The organism is Eubacterium uniforme, assembly GCF_900167115.1.
GTDB classification, from domain to species: Bacteria; Bacillota; Clostridia; order Lachnospirales; family Lachnospiraceae; genus Eubacterium_S; species Eubacterium_S uniforme.
Genome location: NZ_FUXZ01000008.1, coordinates 158,321 through 171,071 on the forward strand (window position 1 = coordinate 158,321; position 12,751 = coordinate 171,071).

The following is a 12,751-nucleotide window of genomic DNA, read 5'->3' on the forward strand; positions in this document are numbered from 1 at the left end:
ATTTATGCTCCTTAATTATTTATTACTCCTATTATTTTTCCTTACCATATATTTCATATATCTCGTCCGTATATGAACCATCTTTATTATAAACAATTAAAGGTTCTTCAACCTTAAGAAATGGTTTACCTCCACGTATCCCCTCTATTAGAACCATATTAGCTTCTTTATCAACATACGGATAAACAAATCTAATTCTTTTTGGTTCAATTCTATATTGCTTCATAAGCATTATAATATCTAATAATCTATGCGGTCTATGAACCATATAAAATCTTCCACTTGGAACTAAGAGTGCTGCACTTTCTCTAATTAAATCCTCAAGAGTTAAAAGTAATTCATGTCTTGCAATCGCCTTAGGTTCATCTGGATTTTTTATACCATGGTTTTCATTCATATATGGTGGATTAGATGTAACTACGTCAAACTTTGCCTTCCCATATATCTTAGAGGCTTCCTTAATGTCACCCTTATCAATTTGTATTTTATCTTCTAATCCATTAAGCATAACCGATCTTTTAGCTCTATCAAAACTGGCTTCCTGTATTTCTAATCCAAAATACTTTTCACCTTCATTTTTCGCTTCTAAAAGAATTGGAATAATACCATTCCCACATCCTAAATCAATTGATTTTTCGCCTTCATTCACACTAGCATATCCACTAAGCAAAACAGCATCCATTCCAAAACAAAATTCTTTTGGATTCTGTATTATTTTATATCCATTTCTTTCAAGATCATCAATTCGTTCATTTTCTAAAATTTTAACATTCAATTTTAATATATCTATTCTTTTATCATCCATATTTTCCCTATATAGTTTAAAATACATATAATTAACTTAATAATTATATGTATTTTAAATCATCACTTATTTTATTCTACTGTATCAAATAATATACAAACACCTATAAGTCACAAATCCATCATTCAATACAGCTTAGTATCAAATCACTACTAACATTAATCTTCAAGTTTCTGCTTTGTTTTATCCTTACGTTCTAATTCTTCAAGAGCCTTAAGTTCAACATCACTAAGATCAACTTTTTCTTTTCTCTGTTTATGCTTAAACTTAAGTTCATCAACCTTATACTCTCTGATTTCTCTTTCATCATTTATCTCAACGATAATCTTTACACTCTGACGAAGAACATTTACACTCTGAACCTGTCCTCTTAATCCATCAGAGGTATTAACGTAATCACCAACATCTGGAAGTTTTGAATTTAAGTATTCATATGTTTCCTGTTCATTCTTAAGACAACACATAAGTCTTCCACATATACCAGAAATTTTAGTTGGATTAAGCGATAAGTTTTGATCTTTTGCCATCTTAATAGAAACTGGGGCGAAATCAGAAAGGAATGTCTTACAGCATAATGGTCTTCCACATATACCAATACCACCAAGTGTCTTTGTTTCATCTCTAACGCCAATCTGTCTAAGTTCAATTCTTGTTCTAAATACTGAAGCAAGATCCTTAACTAACTCTCTAAAGTCAATTCTTCCATCAGCTGTAAAGTAGAATAATACTTTGTTATTATCAAATGTATACTCAACTCCAATAAGTTTCATCTCAAGTCCATGTTTAGCAATCTTCTCAAGACAAATACCCTTTGCCTTCTTTTCTTTTTCTTTATTTTCAAGCACTTTCTCATCATCTTCAGGTGTTGCCACTCTGATGATATCTTTAACTGCTGCAACAAGTTCTTCTTCATTAACTTCACGTTTTCCTAGAACAACAGAACCATATTCAACGCCCCTTGCTGTTTCAACAATAACATGATCTCCAACCTTTACGTCTATATCCTTTGGTCCAAAATAATATATTTTACCTGCCTGTCTAAATCTTACTCCAATTACTTCTTTCATCTATATACCTCAATTCTTTATTATTTATAAATATTTTAATATTTATAATTTATATTAAATATTATATATTCCCATGTGATTTTGAATGTTTTTATCTTATATATCCATCCCTAATTGTCATATATAATATTTTAAATGCTGTGTCAAAACTAACATTAAGTGCTATTTGTGTTTTAGTATCTTCAATAGTTTTTAATATCATTTCAATGCTTCTATAAGAGTATCCTCTAGAAAGTTCTCTTATATTTTCAACTTCATCCCTAAATATAATCTTACTTTCATCACCACCACTTTTGGCTACCAAAATATCTCTAAACCACATGGTTAGTAATTCAAAATAATAATTTATATCATCCTTAAATTCCGAAGTCTGCTTAGTTATATTTCCAATCTCAGCCATATCTTTTTCATGAAGAAAACTCATAGTCTTAACAAGATGATCCTTCATTTCATTAAATGTAGGCGACTGGGAAAGTTCAATTGCCCTACCTAAATTTCCCCTAGCAAATGAAACCAATACATCCGCTGCATAATCAGGAATCATATTATTCTTCATAAGATAATTCTTAATAGTTTCATCATCTATTGATGCAACCTCAAGTCTTATACTTCTTGATAATATGGTTTGTAAGAGAGCATTTTCATTACTAGTGAGAAGAATAACAACACCATATTCAGGTGGTTCTTCCATTGTTTTTAAAAGCGCATTCTGTGCAGCAACATTAAGAGTTTCAGCTTCATCAATAATGTAAACTTTCTTTTTACAATGATATGGTTTTACTACTATATCATTATTAATCTGATCTCTTATTGCATCAACTGGAATCTCTTTAGCTTTCTTCTTTGTACCATCCTTATTATCCTTACTTTCCCTAACAATCCATCTAATATCAGGATTGTTTCCACTTAAAGACATCTTACATGAATGGCACTCCATGCACGCTTCACCATTAATTGGGTTTTCACATTCTATTGATGCAGCATACGCATTTGCTAACATCTTTTTACCTGAATACTTTTCTCCGCTAATGATATATGCATTAGAAATCTTTCCTAAACTAACAGACTTCCTAAAATGCTCTATTAATTTGTCCTGTCCTAGAATCTTCTCATAAACCGACATTTATATCCTCATATACTTAGTATCTTTATGATACTATCTAAATCTATCAACCAATATTTTTCATTATATCTTCTTTGATTTCAGCAAGACACTTATCGAAATCCATATTTTCATATTTTTTTGAAATGCCTGCCTTCTCTAAATTTTCCTCAGAGAAATCTTCGCAGTCAGCTAAAAATCTTCTACACATTTCTGCGTACTTAGGTGCATCCTGCTTTCTTTCTCTTTTTAAGGCTCTTGCTAATCTTTCACCATCTTCAACCTCTATGTAAAGTGGGATTACTATATCACTACCATAGTATTCCTTCATCTTTACAAATGATTCAACAGTTCCAATATATATGTAATTAATGTTTTGTTCTATGTTTTCCAAAATCTTTTCATCTTTAGCAGTAAAGTAATACCAATCACCATGAACAGTGTGATAACAACGTTCCTCAATAATCATGTCTTCATTTCTAAGTTTATTAAGTCCTGCTTCATCCGTAAAATGATATTCCACACCTTCACTTTCATGAACTCTTTTTGGTCTAGTAGTATATCCTACAATTGATTTTAAATTCAAATCTTTATCAGCTATTAACTCTTCAAAAAATGAATCCTTACCGCTTCCACTTTTTCCAATCAAAACATAAATCTTAGTCATATGCTTCTCCCAACTAAAACTAATATAGATAGTATCAATTAACTACTATGTCAATAATCATTATATATTTATCTCATAACAATCAATAACTATACTTGATAAAATCTAAGTCCTTCGGCCATATCTTCTTCTATATCAAAGATTAAATCTTTGGTTATTAAATCACCAACTGCCACTTTAGGCGATCCTGGTGGATATGCATAAATAAAGACTTCAGATCTTTTACCAATATTTTCTCGTAAATACTCTAAGTCTATAGTACTTGCCTTTTTGTTTATCTCATCAAATTTCTTTAACTTCTTAATATCTTTTTGAATACATCTATCTATATCATCAAGTGCATAAAATAATCTTTCAAAAGCCTTTGTCTTATCTGCGATTGAAGTCATCAAAACCACATAATCCGTTGTGGCCATTTCTACTTCTATTTTATGATTATATCTTAATACATTACTAAGAAGTATTCCAAATCCATCATTAAAAGTTTCTTTAAATTTTTCCTTATATTTATCATTTAAGCAAACTATTATTTTTGATTTATCATGAGCAAATGCATCCTTATATCGATTAAACTTAATAGCCTTATAATACTTAGTAGCATTTTGATAAAAAGTATCTATTCTATCAGAAAAATCTTTTAATTCTTCCCTGCCATGTTTTTCCATATATGATATGCAATTTTCTATACTTGCCATAAGAATATATGATGGACTACTACTTTGGAATATTCCTAAATATTCTTTTATTTTCTCAATATCAACTCTATCTGAATTAACATGAAGTAACGCAGTCTGAGTAAGTGAAGGCAATGTTTTATGAACACTTTGAATCACTACATCTGCACCACATTTTAATGCTGATTTTGGAAATCCATCCGCTAAAAAGTGTGCTCCATGAGCTTCATCCACAACTAATAACACTCCATTTTTATGGCATATTTCCGCAATTTTTTTAACATCTGAAACAACACCTTCATATGTTGGCGATGTGATTACACATACTTTATAATTTTTATCTATTGAATTATTATATTCAATTTCTTTTAAATTATTATCTGTTTCATCACTCTTTTTTAAATCAAATATGTTCCAAACTTCTTCAGCCTTTATCTCACCATTTTCATCAGGTGTTAAATAACTGGCTTCTATTTTTCTTAACTTTATCGCATTATAAACTGACTTATGACAATTTCTAGCCACTAAAATCTTATCGCCAATGTCAGTTAATCCGCATATAGCTGCAAGATTTCCACAACTACTTCCATTTACAAGGTAAAAGGTTTGCTTAGTTCCATAATATCTGGTAGCTTCATCCATATATTCTTTTAATATTCCTTCTGGATGATGCAAGTCGTCAAAGCCTTCTATTTCTGTAATATCAATACCGTACAAATTCTCGTAAGTATTTGCTGCGAGTCTTCTTTTATGTCCAGGCATATGAAATGGGTAAATTTCTGATTTGAAATTTTCTTCTAATTTATCAAATAAATCTCCCATCCTCATATCACCTTTCTTTTTATTCACTTAATAATTTAAACTTCATTTTAACTGGATTATGATCAGAATATTTAAAGTCTGCATCAATGTTTTCATAATTTATAATTTCAACATTATCTGAAACAATAAATGTATCCACTATCCAAACTTCATTCTCACCACGTTTATATGTCTTATCCGTATTTCTACATGTAGCAACGATTTCTTTCATCTGCTCATCATTTAAAGTCTTAAGTCCAATTGTAAATCCTTCCGGAATCAAATCTTCAGGAAATGGTGTTGTCCAACTATAATCACCTGGCTTATTACCAAATACTTCATCTGAATTACCAATCATGTCATGATTAAAATCACCACCACATACAACGTAATTTCCAGCTTCATATTCTTTCTTCATATCATCTACAAGCATCTTAACCTGATTAGTCCTAATGCTGTCATCATCAGTATAAGCTGACATATGAACATTAAATAAAACCAATTCCTTACCATCTACATTAGTTGGAATTCTTGATATACTATAACATCTATCAAGATCAAAATACTTATCAGGAAATCCTGTAGGAACAGGAAAACTTCTTCTTAATGAACTATCAATTCTATATTTAGAAAAAGTTGAAATACCTGCATTTGACTTTCCATGAGGTTCAGTTATTGGATAAAACAAATACGCTGAATGATAGTTTATAGCGTGTACACTTTCAAAATTAGCAAATGCGTCCTGTATCATCTCTAACTGATTTACATGATAACTTCTCGTTGAATCAGTATCAACTTCCTGGAAAAATGCAAAGTCTGCATTTTGATAAAGTATAGTGTTAATTGCACCTTCAGTATTATCTAAAACATGCTGTTTATCAATGGCTCTTGAATACTTACCGCCATCCATAAAGAAACTAAAATCATGTGAATATGCACCAAACCCAATATTATATGAAGTTATTCCAAGTTCCTGACCTACTGGAACTTTTCCTTCATCAGTTTGGATTTTCTTCTCAGCTTCTTCTGATGATGCTTTATTTACACTTAACTTAACATTATCCTCTATACGATTATAATCAACACATACATATAATACATAGCCAATTACTACTAGTATTACTAGAACAACAAGTAACAATGTGCATTTTAAAACACATTTCAAACATACTTTCATCTTTTCTCTCCTAAATCTTTTCTGCTTTATTTCAAGTATCTTATTGTCCTTTTTTATAAATAAACCCACGCCCCTATATTGTACCAATTATCAAGCTATATTGCAACTTTTGGCCATTTTCTAACCTTTAAATGACAAAAGGATCTCAACAAATGTTGAAATCCTTTTTGCTTTATTTTATTACATATTTATTTGTTTTCGCATTTTTAATAAGCTTCTTATACTTCTTCTTAACCTTCTTTGGTACAGTAAATGTAATCTTCTTACCAGCTTTTCTTCTAAATGCCTTTTTACCTATCTTAGTAATTTTCTTTGACTTAATAATTACTTTCTTTAGTTTCTTACAATTAGCAAATGCTTTCGATTTTATTTTCTTAACATATGCTCCTATAATTACACTTTTAACCTTTTTATTACCCTTAAAGGCCTTTTTACCTATTGAAACTACCTTATATGTTATGCCATCATACTTTATTTGTTTAGCAATTTTAATCTTTTTAACATTCTTTTTATTTAAGCCAATAACTTCTACAGTTCCTTTTTTCTTACCAGCAACACCCTGTGTAATTATTTTATAAATATAATTACCCTTCTTTATCTGTAGATTATTTACTTCTGTATCTGTCTTTGTTTCTGAATCTTTTTTTACATCTTCATTAGGCATAGAATCAACAATTTCAAATGTAAATACCAATTCACCTATTATTTTTCCCTTACCTGTAACGGTAACTGTACCTGTACCTACATTAATATTATTACTATAAACAACATCCACATCCTTGCCTATTCTTAAGGCTTTTAAATCTAGCTTTGGTTTCTTTTCAGTACCATCATAAGTTAATTTGTCTTCTAAAAGAGTTATTCCCAATTTATTGATGTCTATTTTCCTTCCACCATTTAAGTTTAATAAATCAACATAAATTTTTCCTCTTTTTAAATATCTATTATAATAATAATAAAATTCGGAATCGTCACTGTAGTTTCCATCTATCTTAGCATATGCATCTATAATCTCACTTGATCCTATAATACAGATAGAAGCATTTCTTGCTACTATTTCATCAGAAATCTTTACAATCGGATATGCTGCATATGATTCATTACGAGTTGCTTGTGAAACTTTTGCATATTCATAATATAAATCTCCGCCTATAATATAAGCATTTGCTGCATCTACAAGAATTAAACCATACTTCAATTTATCACTTACCGAGTATCTATATACAGAATCCGTCACATTAAATGAACCTGATCTCATTTCAAAATTATTTTCGCAAGAAAAAATTTTTAGTACATATGATTTTTTTGTAACATCATCTAACACTACATACTTAATATCAAAATTAGTACCATCTATAATACAATCATCTGAATAAAATATATCATCATTAGAAAATTTGTTTTCACTTTTATATTTACCATCTATATTAACCTTACCGCCAATAAATTGGATTTGATTAGATTTTATAAAAGGGCAATGCATATTATCAAAGTTATAATTTATCTCACCATTTTTTAATATAAATTTTTTAGCACTAATACAAATATTCTTCTCAAAATTCATCCTTGGACCATCAATTGTTAAATTCCTAGCTTCAGTGGCATCACATTTAGAATCATCACTTATAAAATCAAAATTTATAGTGCCATCACCTACATAAGTAAAATCGATATTATCACTTGTACCAACACTAGCTCTAATACAACTACCGTAGGCTTCTCCTGAAAAATTGTTTTCTCCAATAACTTTTACTTTAACATTTGCATTATTAGGTAAAACTTCAGATGGCATATAGTAAGTTACATTCCAAGATACTCCTATATCTATTCCCATATCCTTGATGCTAACATTGTTTAACTCAAGTGTATCCTCTTTCCAAAATATACCTAATTTATTATATGTACGTTCTGAAACCCCTGTTCCATAATATCCACCATATCGACTTTTTGAATATTCATAAACCGAACAACTATATTTTGGTCTTCCATAATTGTCTCCTAAATATTCCATTTTAAGTTCAACAGTCTTTGATATCCCACTCCTATAATTACCAATACTAATATAATACTCTTTGTTTTCAAACATAAAGAAACGATGTTCTTCTTGTACTTGAGCTGAATATGAATATTCAGAATCATTATAAAAGTCAAAATAAAAATCATTTGGTAGATTAATATTGTATACACCCGTTTTCTTTACTTTAAGCTTAATTCTTATACATTCTGATTCTTCAAATTTTCGTGTGAATTTAAACTCATCATTAAAAGTATAATCTACTTTTTGAGCTCCCCCCGAATAACTATCTGCTAATGTATCTTGTCTCATACATAATAAAAACAAGAATAAAATTATTATTGCAACCTTAGAAAATCTTAAACATATCTCTTTCATGATATACTCCTTAAATTTTTTTACGTTTAAACAAACATAATATAAATATCGCATTACTATACAAACTTGATATACCTGATTCGTTACCATACAAAAAAAGTCCATATCAACGATATGAACTTAAAGTGCCCAGAACCGGAATCGAACCAGTGACACGAGGATTTTCAGTCCTCTGCTCTACCAACTGAGCTATCTGGGCATAAAAATTTGTAAACGTAAATTAATGGATAAAATAAATAATTACGTTGAAAGTTTACTTTCATAAGGAAATATTTATTTTAGACATATTAGATTTGCATTTGCAAATCTAATCCATGAGGAATCTTTGATTCCGAATGGAAATTACGATTAATTAACTATCTTAAAATTTAAATGGGTGGAGGTGGATTCGAACCACCGAAGCAATGTGCAGCAGATTTACAGTCTGTCCCCTTTGGCCACTCGGGAATCCACCCATATATTAAATTTTCAAAAGCCGATGAACGGACTCGAACCGTTAACCTGCTGATTACAAATCAGCTGCTCTGCCAATTGAGCCACATCGGCAATTATCATAAGGGGAACCACCGTAGGTGGTGGAACCTTGTGATCGCACGAGCCATTCGCGAAGCGAATTTATTATGCGAGTGCAACCGCTTTTAAAATAGGACTCTTCCCATTTCATTAATTGCGGGGACAGGATTTGAACCTGCGACCTCCGGGTTATGAGCCCGACGAGCTTCCAGACTGCTCTACCCCGCGACGTATAAGTAGTCTACATAGTAGAACTTCTAAGTGGGACCTACAGGGCTCGAACCTGTGACCCCCTGCTTGTAAGGCAGGTGCTCTCCCAGCTGAGCTAAGATCCCATATGTTCATTATCAATATCTTTATACAGAAAAATCCCGAAAACACTCGCTCCGGTTACTTAAGCGACCCGAATGGGACTCGAACCCACGACCTCCGCCGTGACAGGGCGGCGCTCTAACCAACTGAGCCATCGGGCCATTAGAATGTTGTACACTCAAAACTACATATTAAAATCATCAAGTTCAAATTATCCTGGAATAACTTTCCATTAAAACCTCTAACCGTATGGTTAAGCCCTCGACCTATTAGTAACAGTCAGCTACATGTATTACTACACTTCAACCTCTGCCCTATCAACCTCATAGTCTTTAAGGGGTCTTACTACTTACGTATGGGATATCTCATCTTGAGGGGGGCTTCACGCTTAGATGCCTTCAGCGTTTATCCCTTCCAAACTTGGCTACTCTGCCATGCACTTGGTAATGCAACAGATGCACCAGAGGTTCGTCCATCCCGGTCCTCTCGTACTAAGGACAGCTCCTCTCAAATATCCTACGCCCACGCCGGATAGGGACCGAACTGTCTCACGACGTTCTGAACCCAGCTCGCGTACCGCTTTAATGGGCGAACAGCCCAACCCTTGGGACCTGCTACAGCCCCAGGATGCGATGAGCCGACATCGAGGTGCCAAACCACTCCGTCGATGTGAACTCTTGGGAGTGATAAGCCTGTTATCCCCAGGGTAGCTTTTATCCGTTGAGCGATGGCAATCCCACTTTATACCACCGGATCACTAAGTCCTACTTTCGTACCTGTTCCACCCGTCGGTGTCACAGTCAAGCTCCCTTATGCCTTTGCACTCTGCGAATGGTTTCCGACCATTCTGAGGGAACCTTTGAGCGCCTCCGATACCCTTTCGGAGGCGACCGCCCCAGTCAAACTCCCCACCTGACATTGTCCACTAGCCGGATAACGGCTACATGTTAGAAACCCAATACTACAAGGGTGGTATCCCAACAGTGGCTCCACGAAAACTGGCGTTCTCGCTTCAAAGCCTCCCACCTATCCTGTACATGCAATATCGAATCCCAGTATCAAGCTAGAGTAAAGCTCCATGGGGTCTTTCCGTCCTGGCGCGGGTAACCAGCATCTTCACTGGTACTTCAATTTCACCGGATGTATTGTCGAGACAGTGCCCAAATCATTACGCCTTTCGTGCGGGTCGGAACTTACCCGACAAGGAATTTCGCTACCTTAGGACCGTTATAGTTACGGCCGCCGTTTACTGGGGCTTAAGTTCAAAGCTTCGCTTGCGCTAACCTCTCCCCTTAACCTTCCAGCACCGGGCAGGCGTCAGCCCATATACTTCACCTTACGGTTTTGCATAGACCTATGTTTTTGGTAAACAGTTGCTTGGGCCAATTCACTGCGGCCTACTTGCGTAGGCACCCCTTCTCCCGAAGTTACGGGGTCATTTTGCCGAGTTCCTTAACAATACTTCTTCCGTCGGCCTTAGGATTCTCTCCTCATCCACCTGTGTCGGTTTACGGTACGGGTACAATATACACAATAGCGGCTTTTCTTGACAGCCAGCTCACCTACTTCGCTACTTAATTTCGCTCCTCATCACGTCTTCAGATTGCCTGGCGGATTTGCCTACCAGACTCCTACCTCGCTTGAACCAGTATTTCCATTCCTGGCTTAGGCTCTCTGTCTGTGTCCCCACAGTTCTGATATATTGTAGTACAGGAATTTGAACCTGTTATCCATCGACTACGTCTTTCGACCTCGCCTTAGGCCCCGACTAACCCAGAGCAGATCAGCTTTACTCTGGAAACCTTAGATATTCGGCCGTGAGGATTCTCACCTCACTCTCGCTACTCATTCCGGCATTCTCTCTTCTTAACAATCCACTGCTCCTTACGGTACAGCTTCGTCTCAGTTAAGAATGCTCCTCTACCAATGATAAAATCATTCCTCAGCTTCGGTGTAGTGTTTTAGCCCCGGACATTTTCGGCGCAGGACCTCTCGACTAGTGAGCTATTACGCACTCTTTGAATGAATGGCTGCTTCTGAGCCAACATCCTAGTTGTCTTCGAAATCCCACATCCTTTTCCACTTAACACTCACTTTGGGACCTTAGCTGGAGGTCTGGGCTGTTTCCCTTTTGACTACCCAACTTATCTCGTGCAGTCTGACTCCCGATCATCATCTTGACGGCATTCGGAGTTTGATATTCCTTGGTAAGCTTTGACGCCCCCGCAGAAATTCAGTGCTCTACCTCCGTAAGACTAAATCGAGGCTAGCCCTAAAGCTATTTCGAGGAGAACCAGCTATCTCCGGGTTCGATTGGAATTTCTCCCCTATCCACACCTCATCCCCACCCTTTTCAACGGATGTGGGTTCGGCCCTTCATTGCCTTTTACGGCAACTTCAGCCTGGACATGGATAGATCACCCGGTTTCGGGTCTACGTACACTGACTAGTGCGCCCTATTAAGACTTGGTTTCCCTTCGGCTCCGTACCTTAAGTACTTAACCTCGCCAGTAAACGTAACTCGCCGGACCGTTCTACAAAAAGTACGCGGTTCTGCTTTAAAACAGTTCCACAGCTTGTAAACATAGGGTTTCAGGTTCTCTTTCACTCCCCTCCCGGGGTTCTTTTCACCTTTCCTTCACAGTACTATGCGCTATCGGTCACTAAGTAGTATTTAGCCTTGGGGGGTGGTCCCCCCGAGTTCAGACAAGGTTCCACGTGTCTCGTCCTACTTCGGATACCGCTCGCTCCTTTGAGATGTCGAATACGGGGCTTTCACCCTCTATGGCAGGCTTTCCCAAAACCTTTCTTCTATCCGCTAGGTCACTTATTGCGGTCCATAACCCCGAGTTGCACGCAACTCGGTTTAGGCTCCTTCCATTTCGCTCGCCGCTACTTTGGAAATCGATGTTTCTTTCTTTTCCTCCGGCTACTTAGATGTTTCAGTTCACCGGGTTCCCTCTACATACCTATGTATTCAGTATGCAGTGACTAGAGTCTTTCTAGCCAGGTTTCCCCATTCAGAAATCTGCGGGTCAATGGATATTTGCTCCTCACCACAGCTTATCGCAGCTTATCACGTCTTTCATCGGCTCTTAGTGCCAAGGCATCCACCCTACGCTCTTATTAGCTTAACCATATTTACTAGGTGCATAGCGTTGCACCCATGGCTTGAGTTTAAATTTAATTTGTTCACATACTTGCGTATGTGCCTCGGATGTCTTGAAATTGGCGTTGACAT

Annotated in this window: 7 protein-coding genes, 6 tRNA genes and 1 rRNA gene; all 14 read right to left on the reverse strand. The window is 35.3% G+C overall.

Features of this window, described 5'->3' with window-relative positions:
• Window positions 1-31: 31 nt before the first annotated feature.
• Window positions 32-805 carry a tRNA1(Val) (adenine(37)-N6)-methyltransferase gene (locus B5D16_RS07430; protein WP_341465203.1) on the reverse strand — a complete coding sequence of 258 codons (774 nt, stop codon included), beginning with the start codon at window positions 803-805 and terminating at the stop codon, window positions 32-34.
• 158 nt (window positions 806-963) lie between these two features.
• Complete coding sequence (locus B5D16_RS07435) at window positions 964-1,872, reverse strand: PSP1 domain-containing protein (protein ID WP_078766364.1); 909 nt, start codon at window positions 1,870-1,872, stop codon at window positions 964-966.
• 91 nt (window positions 1,873-1,963) lie between these two features.
• Window positions 1,964-2,995, reverse strand: coding sequence for a DNA polymerase III subunit (locus tag B5D16_RS07440; protein ID WP_078766365.1), 1,032 nt, complete (start codon window positions 2,993-2,995; stop codon window positions 1,964-1,966).
• 46 nt (window positions 2,996-3,041) lie between these two features.
• Window positions 3,042-3,641 carry a guanylate kinase gene (locus B5D16_RS07445; RefSeq protein WP_078766366.1) on the reverse strand — a complete coding sequence of 200 codons (600 nt, stop codon included), beginning with the start codon at window positions 3,639-3,641 and terminating at the stop codon, window positions 3,042-3,044.
• 89 nt (window positions 3,642-3,730) lie between these two features.
• Window positions 3,731-5,137 (reverse strand): aminotransferase class I/II-fold pyridoxal phosphate-dependent enzyme, encoded by a 1,407-nt coding sequence (locus tag B5D16_RS07450; protein WP_159444330.1) that lies wholly within the window; start codon window positions 5,135-5,137, stop codon window positions 3,731-3,733.
• Window positions 5,138-5,156: 19 nt separating this feature from the next.
• A complete protein-coding gene (locus tag B5D16_RS07455; RefSeq protein WP_078766368.1) occupies window positions 5,157-6,293 on the reverse strand; it encodes an endonuclease/exonuclease/phosphatase family protein in 1,137 nt (378 codons plus the stop codon).
• A 172-nt stretch (window positions 6,294-6,465) separates the two neighbouring features.
• Complete coding sequence (locus B5D16_RS07460; protein ID WP_159444331.1) at window positions 6,466-8,685, reverse strand: leucine-rich repeat protein; 2,220 nt, start codon at window positions 8,683-8,685, stop codon at window positions 6,466-6,468.
• Between the two features lie 126 nt (window positions 8,686-8,811).
• A tRNA-Phe gene (locus B5D16_RS07465) sits at window positions 8,812-8,884 on the reverse strand.
• Window positions 8,885-9,058: 174 nt separating this feature from the next.
• Window positions 9,059-9,140: transfer RNA gene (locus tag B5D16_RS07470), tRNA-Tyr, on the reverse strand.
• Window positions 9,141-9,158: 18 nt separating this feature from the next.
• Window positions 9,159-9,231 (reverse strand) — tRNA-Thr (locus B5D16_RS07475).
• Between the two features lie 121 nt (window positions 9,232-9,352).
• Window positions 9,353-9,426: transfer RNA gene (locus B5D16_RS07480), tRNA-Met, on the reverse strand.
• Between the two features lie 34 nt (window positions 9,427-9,460).
• Window positions 9,461-9,533: transfer RNA gene (locus B5D16_RS07485), tRNA-Val, on the reverse strand.
• 64 nt (window positions 9,534-9,597) lie between these two features.
• Window positions 9,598-9,671: transfer RNA gene (locus tag B5D16_RS07490), tRNA-Asp, on the reverse strand.
• Window positions 9,672-9,759: 88 nt separating this feature from the next.
• Window positions 9,760-12,647 (reverse strand): 23S ribosomal RNA (locus B5D16_RS07495).
• Between the last annotated feature and the right edge of the window lie 104 nt (window positions 12,648-12,751).

Bases quoted from the DNA above. Each gene is read 5' to 3' on its own strand.
- B5D16_RS07430 (WP_341465203.1), bottom strand. From the start codon at position 805: ATGGATGATAAAAGAATAGATATATTAAAATTGAATGTTAAAATTTTA.
- B5D16_RS07435 (WP_078766364.1), bottom strand. From the start codon at position 1,872: ATGAAAGAAGTAATTGGAGTAAGATTTAGACAGGCAGGTAAAATATAT.
- B5D16_RS07440 (WP_078766365.1), bottom strand. From the start codon at position 2,995: ATGTCGGTTTATGAGAAGATTCTAGGACAGGACAAATTAATAGAGCAT.
- B5D16_RS07445 (WP_078766366.1), bottom strand. From the start codon at position 3,641: ATGACTAAGATTTATGTTTTGATTGGAAAAAGTGGAAGCGGTAAGGAT.
- B5D16_RS07450 (WP_159444330.1), bottom strand. From the start codon at position 5,137: ATGGGAGATTTATTTGATAAATTAGAAGAAAATTTCAAATCAGAAATT.
- B5D16_RS07455 (WP_078766368.1), bottom strand. From the start codon at position 6,293: ATGAAAGTATGTTTGAAATGTGTTTTAAAATGCACATTGTTACTTGTT.
- B5D16_RS07460 (WP_159444331.1), bottom strand. From the start codon at position 8,685: ATGAAAGAGATATGTTTAAGATTTTCTAAGGTTGCAATAATAATTTTA.